Source organism: Chryseobacterium sp. SN22, assembly GCF_008329705.1.
Taxonomy (GTDB): Bacteria; Bacteroidota; Bacteroidia; order Flavobacteriales; family Weeksellaceae; genus Chryseobacterium.
Genome location: NZ_VTSX01000025.1, coordinates 59132 through 74572, shown reverse-complemented (window position 1 = coordinate 74572; position 15441 = coordinate 59132). Strand labels below are relative to the sequence as shown.

Annotated in this window: 11 protein-coding genes and 1 rRNA gene; 9 read left to right on the top strand and 3 right to left on the bottom strand. The window is 41.3% G+C overall.

What is annotated here, in order from left to right; all coding sequences use genetic code 11:
• The 4 genes from rrf to FY557_RS20645 all read left to right on the top strand — a co-directional run.
• A 5S ribosomal RNA gene (gene rrf, locus FY557_RS16365) occupies positions 1–103 on the top strand; the annotation flags it as partial.
• Between the two features lie 661 nt (positions 104–764).
• Entirely contained in the window at positions 765–1886 is a 1122-nt protein-coding gene (locus tag FY557_RS16360; RefSeq protein WP_149248318.1) for a vWA domain-containing protein, read from the top strand.
• A gap of 60 nt (positions 1887–1946) precedes the next feature.
• Positions 1947–3386, top strand: a complete 1440-nt coding sequence (locus FY557_RS16355) for an AAA family ATPase (protein ID WP_149248317.1) — start codon at positions 1947–1949, stop codon at positions 3384–3386.
• 428 nt (positions 3387–3814) lie between these two features.
• Entirely contained in the window at positions 3815–4012 is a 198-nt protein-coding gene (locus FY557_RS20645) for a bacteriocin-like protein (RefSeq protein WP_410496069.1), read from the top strand.
• A gap of 76 nt (positions 4013–4088) precedes the next feature.
• Here FY557_RS20645 and FY557_RS16350 read toward each other — a convergent pair whose 3' ends face one another.
• Positions 4089–5717, bottom strand: a complete 1629-nt coding sequence (locus tag FY557_RS16350) for an acyl-CoA carboxylase subunit beta (RefSeq protein WP_149248316.1) — start codon at positions 5715–5717, stop codon at positions 4089–4091.
• Positions 5718–6406: 689 nt separating this feature from the next.
• Between FY557_RS16350 and FY557_RS16345 the strand changes: the two genes are divergently transcribed.
• Genes FY557_RS16345 through FY557_RS16335 form a run of 3 tightly spaced genes read left to right on the top strand, consistent with a single transcriptional unit; the run spans position 6407 to position 9134 of the window.
• Complete coding sequence (locus FY557_RS16345) at positions 6407–7285, top strand: DMT family transporter (RefSeq protein WP_149248315.1); 879 nt, start codon at positions 6407–6409, stop codon at positions 7283–7285.
• Positions 7286–7297: 12 nt separating this feature from the next.
• Positions 7298–8380 carry a PorV/PorQ family protein gene (locus FY557_RS16340; RefSeq protein ID WP_149248314.1) on the top strand — a complete coding sequence of 361 codons (1083 nt, stop codon included), beginning with the start codon at positions 7298–7300 and terminating at the stop codon, positions 8378–8380.
• A 10-nt stretch (positions 8381–8390) separates the two neighbouring features.
• Complete coding sequence (locus FY557_RS16335) at positions 8391–9134, top strand: hypothetical protein (protein WP_149248313.1); 744 nt, start codon at positions 8391–8393, stop codon at positions 9132–9134.
• Positions 9135–9318: 184 nt separating this feature from the next.
• On the opposite strand, the gene uvrC is transcribed toward FY557_RS16335, so the two are convergent.
• Positions 9319–11115, bottom strand: a complete 1797-nt coding sequence (gene uvrC / locus FY557_RS16330) for an excinuclease ABC subunit UvrC (RefSeq protein WP_149248312.1) — start codon at positions 11113–11115, stop codon at positions 9319–9321.
• An 82-nt stretch (positions 11116–11197) separates the two neighbouring features.
• Positions 11198–11959 (bottom strand): hypothetical protein, encoded by a 762-nt coding sequence (locus FY557_RS16325; protein ID WP_149248311.1) that lies wholly within the window; start codon positions 11957–11959, stop codon positions 11198–11200.
• A gap of 131 nt (positions 11960–12090) precedes the next feature.
• Here FY557_RS16325 and hutH point away from each other — a divergent pair, with 131 nt between their 5' ends.
• Entirely contained in the window at positions 12091–13578 is a 1488-nt protein-coding gene (gene hutH, locus FY557_RS16320) for a histidine ammonia-lyase (RefSeq protein ID WP_149248310.1), read from the top strand.
• A gap of 345 nt (positions 13579–13923) precedes the next feature.
• Complete coding sequence (locus tag FY557_RS16315; protein ID WP_149248309.1) at positions 13924–15420, top strand: S8 family peptidase; 1497 nt, start codon at positions 13924–13926, stop codon at positions 15418–15420.
• Positions 15421–15441: the final 21 nt, after the last annotated feature.

The window sequence follows — 15441 nt, the reverse complement described above, 5'->3', positions numbered from 1 at the left end:
GGTTTTAGCGGTGGGGCTCACCTGTTCCCATTCCGAACACAGAAGTTAAGCCCACCAGCGCCGATGGTACTGCGAATAGCGGGAGAGTAGGTCGCCGCCAGTTTTTATTTTAAACCTCATACAGTAATGTGTGAGGTTTTTTTATGTCCATACTTCAAGGTTCAATATTCAATGTTTAAGATAAGGCCGGCGCGGTCCCGGATGCCGTGAACCCTATTGATCATGCCTGGTACCGCTTCAGGGATGAACCGCCTGTTTTAAAAGACACCCAAGGCTCTTTAAAAGCCCCCTGTCAATAGCCGTAATTAAACACACCGACTTAATAAGCTCCGCAGGGGCGGACTGCAAATGATCAGCCTATTTCCTTTTCAGTCTTTACAGTCTAATCTTTTTAAATACAAATTATACTTATATACCCTATTTCCTAACTATAGCTTATTGTTAATATTCCGGGGTTTTAAGAATAAGTCAGTAAGTTTTAATTTTATTTACTACTTACTATTTTACTATTCATCACTCATTATCAATCTGCACTCATAAATCCCCTGTAACTGTCTAACATTTAAATTCCGGCAAAAGCCTAACCCCGATTGCCGCGGCATCCTTTTTTTGAAGCGGGATAGCAAGGCAAAAAAAGATACAGCAGAAAGCGGGAGAAAGCTCCTGGAAAAATCAGGGATCCCATACTAGTTATTCTTAATCTTAAACACGAAAATAGACGAAATCTCTTATATATTCCTGGATTTATATCGTAACTTTAGAATATGAAAGAGCATATTGTAAAAGGTTTCAGGTTTGAAACGTACAAGGCGCCGGAATCATCGGTGTTTGACAGGCTGTTGGAAATCTTTACTGACCTGTTGACCCATACTTCAGGAGATTTTGATGAAGCGATTGACTGGCTCCGGATGCTGGATGAAGAGTATCAGGTGACGACCCCGGAATATACCATTGACGATTTTATAGAAGACCTTAAAAAGAAAGGCTACATTCGTGAAGAAGTTGATCCTAACGGCGCCGGAACCGGGGTAAAGCTCAGTTCAAAGATGGAACAGAATATCCGTAAACAGGCCCTGAATCAGATTTTCGGAAATCTGGCGAAGAGCGGGACCGGAAATCATAGAACGAAAAAAAGCGGCGCCGGTGAAGACACGACCGGAGAATTCAGAAATTACAACTTCGGAGATGCTGTAGAGAAAATTTCTATAACCGAAAGTTTGAAAAATGCACAGATCAATAACGGGATGGGGGATTTTCATCTGACGGAAAACGATCTGGTTGTGGAAGACAGCGTTCATCAGTCACAGATGAGTACGGTTCTGATGATCGACATCAGCCACAGCATGATTCTGTATGGAGAAGACCGTATCACCCCTGCCAAGAAAGTAGCCATGGCTTTAGCCGAGCTTATTACTACCCGCTATCCTAAAGATACGCTGGATATTATTGTTTTCGGTGACGATGCCTGGCCGGTAAAAATCAAAGAACTGCCTTATTTGCAGGTCGGTCCTTATCATACCAATACCGTAGCCGGACTTCAGTTAGCGATGGATATCCTAAGAAGGAAAAGAAATACCAATAAACAGATCTTCATGATCACCGACGGAAAGCCCAGCTGTGTACGTGAGCCGGACGGTACCTATTATATGAATTCTTACGGTCTGGATGAGTATGTGGTGCAGAAGTGCTATAACATGGCGGCACAGGCCCGCAGGCTGCATATCCCGGTCACCACATTTATGATTGCCCAGGATCCTTATCTTCAGCATTTTGTAAGTGAATTTACAGAAGCCAATCAAGGAAAAGCCTTTTATACAGGGCTTAATGGGCTTGGCCAAATGATTTTTGAAGATTATGAAGCCAACCGTAAGAAAAAAATACGTTAACTATTTATTATTGAAGTATACCAATATCAATCAACTATTATCAATCACATATTATATACAATGACTGCAAAGCCAGATATAAAGACCTTAGGTTCGCTAAAAGCATCAGGATATCAAACCAAAAGCATTAAAAACGAACTGAGGGATAATTTAAGAAGTAAAATAAAAAATAAAGAGTCGGTATTTGAAGGGATTTTCGGCTATGAGAATACGGTAATCCCTCAATTGGAACAAGCCATTCTCAGCCGTCATAATATTAACCTATTAGGATTACGGGGACAAGCCAAAACACGACTGGCCAGAATGATGACCTCATTACTGGATGAATGGATTCCGTTTGTACAGGGAAGTGAAATCAATGATGATCCTCTGAACCCGATTTCCCGGCATGCAAAAGCACTGATTGAAGCAGAAGGAGACCAGACGCCGATCGAATGGCTGCACCGTGACGAACGGTTTTTTGAAAAACTGGCCACGCCGGATGTTACGGTAGCCGATCTCATTGGGGATGTCGACCCGATTAAAGCGGCGAATCTTAAACTTTCTTATGCTGACGATCGTGTGATCCATTTCGGGATGATTCCGCGTGCCAACCGATGCATTTTTGTTATTAATGAATTACCCGACCTTCAGGCAAGAATCCAGGTTTCATTGTTTAATATCCTTCAGGAAGGAGATGTGCAGATCCGTGGGTTTAAGGTAAGAATGCCGCTGGATATTCAGTTTGTATTTACGGCTAATCCGGAAGATTATACCAACAGAGGAAGTATTGTAACGCCGTTGAAAGACCGGATCGGATCACAGATCTTAACGCACTATCCTGAAAATATTCATATTGCCAAGGAAATTACCCGCTATGAATCCAGTCTGGACAGCCGTCAGCATAACGGAATATATGTTCCGGATCTCGCGAAAGACCTTCTGGAGCAGATTGGTTTTGAAGCGCGCGAAAGCGAATATGTAGATGCCAAGAGTGGGGTAAGTGCCCGGATGAGCATCACGGCTTTCGAAAACCTCTTGAGTACTGCAGAGCGCAGGGCTTTATTAACCGGACAAGAAACGACATCCGTGCGGCTAAGTGATTTTGTAGGCGTTATTCCGGCCATTACCGGAAAAGTGGAACTGGTGTATGAAGGAGAGCAGGAGGGTGCAGAAGCGGTGGCGCAGATGCTGTTGGACAATGCCGTAAAAACCTTATTCATGACCTATTTCCCTAAAATCGAAAAACTCGAGAAGAAGACTATTGACGGACCGTTCAGCCAGATTACCGATTGGTTCTTGGAAGACGACGGCTTCCTGGAAATCACCGATGAATCTTCAGATGAAATATACGCAAAAAATTTAAACCGGATCAGTCCGCTGGATAAGATCATCGAAAAGTATCAGCCCGATACAAAGCCGGAAGATATTCTTTTCTTAAAAGAATTTATCCTTTGGGGGCTGGCGGTTAATAAAAAACTGAATAAAGAAAGGTTCAGAACCGGTGTTTTCTTTTCTTAATTTTAAATAAATAAAAATTAAAAAGCTTAGATTGAAAAGAATCTAAGCTTTTTTTTAGCATTGAAATTTATATTGTTTCAAAATTTTTTCATCATTAAATAAATTAAAATGGGACCTACTAGCGACAATATTTTTCAAAGTGCATATTTAGAAATCACAAATTCCATCAACATTTCAAAAGAAGTGTAAATAAAAAATAACCGATTTGATTGTGAAATAGTTATTTTAATTTTTGCCGAATCAATGCGGTTTCATAAAGGCTTGTCCAAAGGAATATGTTGGAGAGTTATTACGGGCTGTATAAATAAAGATCTTAAAATAGTATAAAGTCTGTTTTAAAATTCACCAGATGTTGAAAATTTATTACTTTTGAAAAAGCGTAATCCGAAAAGCTTTAATAGAGTAGGAAAAATTAAAACTAAATAAGTATGAAAAATCTGGTAAAGATTTCTAGAGAGCGTTTAAAATCAGTAAAAGGAAGTGCGGGACCTGCATGTCTTGAAGAACTGCAGTTCAGAATGTGCTACCCTCCAGGATGGCCTAATGGAATTTGCTTAAGCTATTATCAGTGTTGTATGAAACTTGGCGGACCCGCAGAGTTTTGTCAGGAGGAATATGGTAAGTAATTGCATTATATGACTAAACAAACCCTGCTTTTCAAATTGAAACAGCAGGGCTTATTTTGATTTTATGAATTTATGATCAAACCTGAATGACTCCCAAGTTGAATTTCTCAGTAATCGGAGAATGGTTGGCCGCTTCAATGCCCATAGAAATCCATTTTCTGGTGTCTACGGGATTGATAATGGCATCCGTCCAGAGCCTTGCTGCGGCATAGGTAGATTCGGTCTGTTTCTGGTATTTTTTAGAAATGGTATCCAGAATTTCATTATGTTCTTCTTCCGTAATTTCTTTACCCTGTTTTTTCAGCGTCGATTCCTGGATCTGAGCCAGTACTTTGGCTGCCTGGGCACCGCCCATTACTGCCAGGTCTGCCCATGGCCAAGCTACGATCAGCCTGGGGTCGTATGCTTTTCCGCACATGGCGTAATTTCCGGCTCCGTAGGAATTTCCGGTAATGATCGTAAATTTCGGAACCACCGAATTGGAAACGGCATTCACCATTTTTGCTCCGTCTTTAATGATGCCTCCGTGCTCGGATTTTGAACCCACCATAAACCCGGTGACATCCTGTAGGAAGACCAGCGGAATTTTTCTCTGGTTGCAGTTGGCAATAAAACGGGTCGCCTTATCTGCCGAATCGGAATAGATGACCCCTCCGAACTGCATTTCGCCTTTTCCGCTTTTCACCAGCTTTCTCTGGTTGGCCACAATTCCTACGGACCAGCCGTCGATCCTTGCGGTAGCACAGATGATGCTTTTACCGTAATCCGGTTTGTACTCATCATATTCCGAATTGTCTACCAGACATTTGATGATTTCATACGTATCATATTGTTCCGCTCTGGAAACCGGCATGATTCCGAAAATATTTTCCGGCTTTTCTTTCGGTTGGATACTTTCTATTCTGTCGAAACCTGCTTTTTCCGTACTTCCGGTTGATCTCATGATGGTCCGGATCCTGTTTAAAGCATCTTTATCATCTTTGGCTTTATAATCGGTAACGCCGGAAATCGAACAGTGAGTAGTTGCCCCGCCCAAGGTTTCATTATCAATACTTTCTCCAATCGCCGCTTTCACGAGATAGCTTCCCGCTAAAAAGATCGAGCCTGTTCCTTCAACGATCATGGCTTCGTCGCTCATAATCGGAAGGTAAGCACCACCGGCTACACAGCTGCCCATAACGGCAGAAATCTGAATAATTCCTGCGGCACTCATTTTAGCATTGTTCCTGAAAATCCTTCCGAACATTTCCTTATCCGGGAAAATTTCATCCTGCATCGGCAGATAAACGCCTGCGGAATCTACGAGATAAATAATCGGAAGCCTGTTTTCCATAGCAATTTCCTGGGCCCGCAGGTTTTTTTTGCCCGTAATCGGGAACCATGCTCCGGCTTTTACCGAAGCATCATTGGCTACGATGATACATTGTCTTCCGGAAACATAACCCATCACTACCACAACACCACCGCTCGGGCAGCCACCGTGTTCCTCATACATTTCATAGCCGGCAAAAGCACCGATCTCTATGGAATCCGAATTTTTATCGAGAAGATACTCTATTCTTTCCCTGGCCGTCATTTTACCTTCGTCACGGAGCTTCTGAAGCCTCTTTTCACCGCCTCCTTTTTTTATTTCGGAAAGCAGGCGATTGATATCGGATAATTTTAATCTGTTCTGATCTTCTCTCTTATTGAATTCGATGTCCATAAAAATTTCTATTTTTTCCCTTTAAAGATACTATTTTTTGAATGGAATGAAAATTGATGTAAACAATTGTTTAATAAATTGGTTTTCAGAAATTTATGAAATATTTAACAAAAAATATATTTTTTATGGTTCGTTATTTGCTAACTTTACCATAGAGAAAGTGAGAGTGATATCTCACCCTTCTCTAGTTCCTAGTTTATTTTTTTAATAGTTTATTATTTGAAGGCCCTGAAAGTTGAATAAATTTTCAGGGTTTTTTTATGATTATAATATTCAGGCTGTCCGGAGCTATTTTTAGTTTATATCCAAAATCCATTAACAGATTAACCTGACGGGTTTTTAAAGATTATCAGGTTAATCTGACATGATTTATTACATCAGTTGATCTGTCAATAGCCATATACCATTAAAAGGAGCATAAAGTTTTAATAGTATGCATAGTTATTATTTGCTAAACATAAACTGAAAGTTTACGAACATAGTTCAGCCTTTGCAATCAAAAATTTGTGGCTGGTATATAAACTATTCCTAGCATCGGTAACATTAAAAATTTTTGTACTTATATTTCAAACTTTTGATAATAATGCTCCTCAAACTTTCTCAAAAAACCTGTCGTTTTAATATAAATTTATTATGCTATTTGTAAAAGCGATTTGTAAATTTGCAAAAATATTATAAGAAGGTAGGATATGCATAAATTGGCTCTTTTCAGGTTGCATTTGATTGTGTTTTTATGGGGATTTACGGCAATCTTGGGAAAACTGATTCATGCGAATGCGGAAATCCTGGTTTTTTACAGGATGCTTTTTGCGGCGATCTGTCTTTTCGTTTACATCCGTGTTTTCAGGAAAGACAGCATTAAGGTTTCAAAGAAAGTATTTTTCCAGCTGGCGGCCATCGGATTATCTATGGCTCTGCACTGGTACTGTTTCTTTCACTCGATTAAAATATCCAATGTTTCGATTGCGTTGAGCTGTCTTTCATTATCGACTTTATTTGCGTCCATTATGGAACCTGTTATTTTTAAGAGAAAAATTGATATTTCTGAAGTAATAATGGGGGTGGTGATCGTTGCCTGTATTTTAATGATATTTAAGACGGAATTCCAATACAAGGAGGGAATCTTCTATGGTGTTCTTTGTGCCGTCTTCGGGACGGTATTTTCTGTTTTCAATGGGAAAATGTTTGGAAAGACCAGCTCCGGAAACATTATTTTTTATGAAATATTCTCAGGATGGTTCATTTTGATGCTCTTTTACCTATTTAGCGGACAGATCTTCGAGATCAATGAAATAAGTTACCGTGATCTTGCGTTAATAGGCTTACTGGCAAGTGTTTTCACGGCTTTCCCGATGCTGGAATCGGTAAACCTCATGAAGTACATTTCGCCGTTTACGTTAATTTTAACAGTTAATTTAGAACCGGTCTACGGAATTATACTAGCTTTTTTTATCTTTGGAGAATCAGAACACATGAGTCCGGTTTTTTACATCGCTTCAGGAGTTATGATACTGGCAATCATTGTCAACGGATTGATAAAAGCTAAGAAACAAAAAACTTTAAATTAAGCATCAATTAATATGATGAAAAAATATCTTTTATTTGTGTTCGCCCTGGTTTTCGGGATGTCGCAATCCCAGATCATCAGGAAATATTCCAATGAATTTTTAAATATCGGAGTCGGAGCCCGGGGTCTTGCCATGGGAGGTGCCGTGATCTCCAACCAGGATGACGTCTATTCACCGATGTGGAACCCGGCGGGTCTGATGGGTGTGGAAAGAGACTGGCAGGGGGCCGCGATGCACGCCGAATATTTTGAATCTATTGCCAAATACGATTACCTGGCTTATGCCAAGGTGCTGGAAACAGGGGTTTTCGGAGTTTCCGTAGTAAGGCTTGGGGTAGATAATATCTTGAATACTACCCAGCTCATTGATACCGAAGGCAATATCGATTACGATAAAATCACCAAGTTTTCACAATCCGATTATGCAGCGATCCTTTCATATGCTTTTAATCCGGCAGGAAATACCAGACTGGATGTCGGGATCAATGCGAAAATCGTTTACCGGAACGTCGGGAAATTTGCGAACGGATATGGTTTCGGTTTTGACATCGGAGCAATCTATAAACTGGACAACGGCTGGAAGCTGGGAGGGATGCTGAGAGATGCTACCACCACGGTGAATTTCTGGAGTGTGAACCAGAAAGAACTTTCCACCGTGGTAAACGGGGAAGAATTCAACCCGGCACCGAAAGACAAAATGGAACTTACCATGCCTAAGCTGAATGTAGGGGCCAGTAAAATGTTCGAAATCAACAGCAGCATGTATGTATTGCCGGAAGCCGGGATCAATGTGGATTTCGCGAAAACGGCGGCTTTGGTTTCCACAGATTTTGCGAGTTTGACCCCTTACGCCGGAGCGGAATTAGGTTACCAGAAAATGATTTTTGTGAGATTAGGGGTCAACAGGTTCCAGTCCATCACCGATATTGAGGATCTCAGAAGAAAAGTGTCTTTCCAGCCGAGTGCGGGGATCGGGATCCGTTACAGAGGTCTTACACTGGATTATGCCATCACCAACTCAGGGATCGGAGGATCCAATTTCTACTCCAATTTCTTCTCGCTGAAACTGGATATCGGACAATTTAGAAATGATTAAAATTTTAAGTATGAAAAAGATTTCACTTCTCATAGTAACGGCTTGTTCGGCACTTGCTTTCGGGCAAAAAGTTCAGGATTATAAATACATCGCTATTCCTGCAACATTTTCGACCTTTAAAAAAGAAGATTACGGATTGACAGAAATGCTGACTAAAGTTTTAAAAAGTAAGAACTATACGGTAATTTCTGCGGATAAACTGCAGTGGCCTGCTGAAATCCAAAGCAATCCGTGTAATGTTTTAACAGCAGATGTCGTGAACGACAGCGGTTTCCTGCGGAATAAAGTATTGCTTCAGTTTAAAGACTGCAACGATAAAGTGATTTCTTCGGCAAAAGGATCTTCAAATATTAAAGAGTACAAGGAAGGTTATCAGGATGCCCTGAAGCAGACTTTTGTTTCCATTTCTCCTGCCAGCCCCATCAATCGGGTTGCTGAGCCTCATTCCGGTGTTCAGGAGGTAGCGGTTACTGCCCAACTGGTTGAAGTAACACAAAATCACTCCGCTGTAAAATTCAGTAACGGAAAAATGGATCTTCAGAAAATCCAGATCGATGCTTCCCAGTTTATCCTGGTCGGGAACAACAGTTCTTCACCTTTTGCGACTTTTAAAACAACCACTAAAAATGATGTTTTCAGAGTGAAGCTTCAAAACGGTGAATCCACATTAGGATATTATGAGAATGGGAATATCGTGATCGAAATGCCACAGGCTAACGGCAATTATTCGAAAGAAATATTTTCGAAAAAATAAAAAATCTGATTTATTATACTAAAAAGTCCTCAAGCAATTGAGGACTTAATTTTTGTAAATTTAAATGTTTAGAAGTTGTTAAGCTGTGTCTAGCTTTAACTAATTTATAAAAAATATTTAAATTAACAAATATTATGATTTTTATTTTTTATAAATAATTTAATATTTGCTAATTATGTTCAATTTAATACTGTTGATTAAAGAAATCGTAAACAACTTTAGCTTTGCTTTTCCCGAGGATTTCTTCCAATGTCTCCAGATTTGATTCCTTAATCCGTTTTACGGATTTCAGTTTGGACAGCAGCAGTTCAATGGTTCTTTCACCAACTCCGGGAATGCCCTCAAGTTCGGATTTTATTGTAGAATTTTTTCTTCTTGTCCGGTGGTGCTTTACCCCGAAACGGTGGGCTTCATCCCTTACCCGTTGCAGAATCTTCAGCGTTTCGGATTTCTTGTCTAGGTATAATGGGATGGGATCTTCCGGGAAGAAAATCTCTTCCAGTCTTTTCGCAATACCGACGATCGTAATTTTTCCGTACAGTCCCAGGAGGCGCAGGCTTTTCACGGCAGAAGACAGCTGTCCTTTACCTCCGTCGATCAGGATCAGCTGCGGCAGGCTTTCACCTTCGTCCAGCAGCCTCTTGTACCGGCGGTAGATCACTTCTTCCATGGTCGCGAAGTCATTGGGCCCTTCCACAGTTTTTGGGTGGAAAATCCTGTAATCCGCTTTACTGGGCTTGCCATCCTTGAAAACGACACAGGCCGAAACCGGATTTGTCCCCTGAATATTCGAGTTGTCGAAACCTTCGATATGGCGGGGTTCTACCGGCATTCTCAGCAGCTTCTGCATTTCTGCCATAATCCGGTTGGTATGCCGTTCCGGATCTATAATCTGTACCTGCTTCAGTTTTTCCAGACGGTATTCTTTTGCATTTTTTTCGGAAAGCTCGACGATCCGTTTTTTATCACCTACTTTCGGGACAATAAGTTTCACGTTCGGGATTTCTACAGATAGATGAAAAGGCAGAAGGATCTCTTTTGAATTTGAATCGAATTTTTGCCGGATTTCGATCATTGCTTCTTCCATGATCTCCTCATCGCTCTCCTCAAGGATTTTTTTAATTTCCGTAGTAAAACTCTGGATGATATTTCCGTTCCTGATCTTAAAGAAATTCACATACGCCGCCGTTTCGTCACTCGTCATTCCGAAGACGTCCACGTCGTCAATACTCGGATTCACAACCGTATTCTTCGCCTGGTAATCTTCCAGGGCATCCAGTCTTTCTTTGATAATCTGGGCATTTTCAAACTGAAGATTCGTTGCGTACCTCATCATCTGGTTCATCAGGTATTCTTTGGCTTTCCGGAAATCCCCTTTGATCATCCCACGGATCGCATCTATTTTTTCGTCATAGTCCTGCTTACTTTCGAGTCCTTCGCAGGGCCCTTCGCAGTTCTTGATGTGATATTCCAGACAGACTTTATACTTTCCCTCCTCAATTTTGGCAGGGGCCAGATTAAGGTTGCAGGTTCTGAGTTTGTAAATATGCTTGATGGTATCCAGCAGGATTTTAGCCGGACGTACCCTGGCATAAGGTCCGTAATACTCTGATCCGTCTCTGATCTTTGTACGGGTGAGGAAAATCCGGGGGAAGTCTTCATTCTTGATACAGATCCACGGATACGTTTTATCATCCTTCAGCATCACATTATAAAAAGGCTGATGCTCCTTGATCAGATTATTTTCCAGGAGCAGGGCATCATATTCGCTGTTGACGATTGTGGTTTCCAGCCGGTTGATTTTTCCGACCATGATTTTGATCCGGTATCCCGGGAGATTCTTATTGAAATACGAAAGAACCCTTTTCTTCAGATTTTTAGCCTTTCCCACATACAAAAGCTGATTGTTTTTATCATAATAACGATAAACACCGGGTTCGGATGGTAAAGTTTTGAGCTGTAATTCTAAAGAAGGATTCATATTAACAAAATTACGGAAATAAAGAGCAAGAAAAAAGCCATAGAAATCCTATGGCTGCAAAATATTATGTTAAAATTGATGTTTACCCGTTGCCCATATCCGTATATTCATGAATCAGGAAGCTGAAATAATCCCATTCCACTGAATTTTTCGGGTACTTTTTCATGAATTCGGCATTATCCCCGAACAGGAAATCGTAATTGTCTTCAAAATCATCTTTATGAAGCCACATCACTTTGTTTCCTTTCTTTACATAATAAGATTTGATTACCCCGCCGCCAAGCTGAGGACCGTACCCAAACGATACGCCGGCAGTTTCTTTGGCCCGCGGATCATGATAAACCGAAATGATATCATCAAATCCGGGATTGATCACCTGCATCAGGAATTCCTTATCATCTTTTTTGTTCTTCAGGGAAACGGTCTGGTTGATAAAATAGATCCTGTCATCATTGGTGGTTTTCGTCAGCTTTTTTGTGCTGTAATTCCGGATGTTCCCCATATATTTTCCTACCTTCATGATCTTTTCGGCGTTGCTTGGGTAGATATACATTTCCGCGATCTGCTCGGCATCGAAAACTTCGTTTTTCTTTGTAAGGCTGTCTTTCAGGGTTACTTCAAAGATCTGGCCTTTTTTCGTGTCGGTTTTGCTGCAGAATCCTTTATGGGTGGATCCGTCCTTTAGGATAACGGTAGATGTCTTTCTGGTAGAGGGCGTATTGAAGCCTTCGTTGAACAGGTATTGTTCCATTTTTTTAACCTCTTCTTTTGAATATTTTACTTTCTGTGCAAAAGAAACGGTGCCCGCAATGGATAGGCATAACAGTAAAAATTTAAGTTTCATAGGGTATTGATTTTTTATATTTCGGCGGTAAAAGTAGTGAATTAATCAATTGCTTTTCAGAAAATATGATGTTTGAAAATAAGTTTTCCCAATACTGGCTAAATGCTTAATTTTAGGACAAAATTTTGAAAATGATATACGGTGTTGACGTTTTCGGTTTCCATGATGTCCTGGAGATCTGCAAAACTCCAAATAAAGCTAAATTAAACAAAGCTGCCAGAGAGCAGATTTTAAGATCCCATAAAAATGTACAGCAGATTGTAGAATCCGATCGTTGTGTATACGGCATCAATACGGGATTCGGGCCGCTTTGCGATACAAAAATCTCTGCCGATGAAACGGCGCTTTTACAGTACAACCTGATTATTTCCCATGCCGTAGGGGTAGGAAAGCCGATTGATAAAGAATTTTCCAAAATCATGATGATCGCTAAAGTTCATGCATTATCAAAAGGATTTTCGGGAGTATCCCTTGAAGTGATCGAACGGATGATCCTGATGCTGGAAAAAGACATCATTCCCGTAGTTCCGGAACAGGGATCGGTAGGCGCTTCAGGTGATCTTGCGCCTCTGGCGCACCTGGTATTGCCGCTTTTAGGACTGGGACAGGTTTGGGTAGGAACAGAAATCTTTGAAACGGCTGAGGTTTTGGAGAAAAATAATCTGGAGCCTCTGGTTTTGGGTCCGAAAGAAGGCTTGGGACTGATCAACGGGACCCAGTTTATTCTGGCGCATGCGATCAAGGGTTTGGAGAAATTCGAATATTTACTTGATCTTGCGGATCTGACTGCAGCGATGAGCCTTGAAGCGTACAGAGGTTCGGCAAGCCCTTTCAAAAAAGAGCTTCACGAGATCAGACCTTTCGAAGGAAGTAAAAAAGTGGCAGCAAGAATGCTGAAATTTTTAAAAGGTTCCGATAACCTCAAATCCCATGAATACTGCGACCGGGTGCAGGATCCTTATTCCATGCGATGTGTGCCGCAGGTACACGGAGCCAGCCGTAATGCGTTCGAACATCTGAGAATGATGGCAGAAACGGAACTGAATTCCGTAACGGATAACCCGATTGTCCTGAGTGCCGAAGAATCCATTTCAGGAGGAAATTTTCACGGACAGCTGATGGCTTTGCCTTTGGATTACGCAACCTTGGCGGCTGCCGAACTGGGAAATATTTCAGACCGAAGAAGCTATTTATTGTTGGAAGGAAAATACGGATTGCCAAGATTATTAACGGAAAGCTCCGGATTGAATTCAGGTTTCATGATTCCTCAATATACTTCTGCAGCTCTGGTAACGGAAAATAAAACCCTTTGTTTCCCGGCTTCCGCAGATTCCATTCCAACCAGTTTAGGACAGGAAGACCATGTTTCCATGGGAAGCATTTCCGGAAGAAAATTCAATCAGGTACTTGGGAATTTAGTAAATATCCTGGCTGTTGAACTGATGTTTGCCGCCCAGGGACTTGAATTCAGAAGGCCGGCAGAATGTTCGAAAATTGTTGAGGAAAACTTCGCGATTCTCCGTTCAAGAGTTGCAAAACTTGAAGACGACCGTTTGATCGGGAAGGATATGCTGGCCATTGCCGAGCTGATTAATGAGCGGAAATTTATTGTGAACTAGTTTTAAAGTAACGTAAGTTCAGTATAAATATAAGCCCGCTTTACCTCATGATATAACAGTCGGCTTTCACCCTAATTTATGATATTGAACCATATTGAGATAACAAAAGGCTTCCAGTTAACGGAAGCCTTCTTTAATTCAGGAAATAAACAAGATTTATATAATCATCAAACTTTTGGTTGTATTTTGACAAAGAAAACTTCTTGCATCCAGCCCCCTCTTCCAGCTTTTAATCGATGTCTGTTATTATTCAAAGCATAACAGAATTAAAGATTATTTAAATTTTAAAAGATTGTAATTCAGTCTAAAGTGATATATTGGTCTTGCGAATCAAATATATTTAATATGAAAAAAAGTGTTTTTTATCTATTCTTATCCCTTTCCGTTTTTACAGGATGCAACAGGGACGATCTTCAGGGCAACGTTGTTGAAACTGAAATTACACAGAAAGATCCTCTAACCGCCAGACAGATTAATGAAAAAATCAATGAAACCATCAAAACCAAAGGACGGTTCTCGTGGAATGAATCTTCCGATCATTTTGTGTGGAGTGCGATTTATCAGGGAAATAAAATCGCTTCCATCGGTTTTGGCTCTTCATTCGACAGAAGCCTGAATGCAAACAGCAAAGCCATCGAAAATGAAATTTTAGAGCTGATCCAAAAGTACGAAGGCAAAACAGACCGGATCGTCCTGTCTTCGGATCCTTATTTAAACCAGATCGATGTAACTATTGAGAAGCAGGAAACCGTAATTGCACTCAGAAAAATGAAGAACATCCGGTACCTGGAGCCTGCCGATTACCGCTATTTTGAAAATGAAAGGCAATTCGGGACTGCAGCAAAATCCAGCAGCAGCTCATCAGGCTGCGGGTTTGAATCTGCAGCGCTCAGCACTTCCGATTACACTACCGTTTCACCCAATGCCAAAGCGCCGTGGTCATTTGCAAAACACAACATCGTCAATGCCTGGAACTACAGTACAGGAAAAGGCGTTACCATCGGGATCATCGACAGCGGGGTCTCTTCTGAGCAGACGTTGCTTGGAAGCAGCTTTAACAATGGGCTTTCTACCGGAAGAACCATCAGCAAAAACGGTGTTTATGTCGATTCCTCATGGCCATGGAGTACCGGCTACGACGGCTCCGCTGATAAATGCGGCCACGGAACCAGCATGGCTTCGGCAGCCGCGGCACCCCGAAACAATCTGGGACAGCCGGTGGGAGTAGCCTATAACGCCAATCTGGTTACCTACCGGGCAGCATCCAACGTAGTCCTGGACGGCTATCATGAGCAGAATGGAGTCAAAATCGCATTTACAGAATTGGGAAATAACAATAATGTAAAAATCATTTCCATGTCGATGGGGCATATTTTCTCTGTAGGGAAAATAGAAGACGGTGTAAAATATGCGTATTCGAAAGGAAAGCTGATTTTCTGCGCGGGCGGAACCTCTACCAGCTTTACGAACTTTGTGGGGGTAATCTTCCCTGCGTCGATGCCCGAAGCGCAGGCAGTCACCGGCGTAAAAGAAAATACTTCCAACCAGAAATGTGATGTCTGCCATTCCGGATCTGAAATCGATTTTACTTATCAGATGGAAAGAGCCTCAGGAAGCAACATCCCGGTTCTCAGCTATTATAATGGGCAGACCGATTATGTGGGCGGATCTTCTGTAGCCACGGCTTCCACCGCAGGAATCGCAGCATTGGTCTGGGCAAAAAATCCTTCCTGGACAAGAAATCAGGTGTTAAATAAGATGAGACAATCGGCCACCTATTATCCGACACCGAATTCCGATTACGGGTATGGAAATATTAATGTTCTGCAGGCCGTGCAATAAGGTAAATTGTTAAAAGATGGG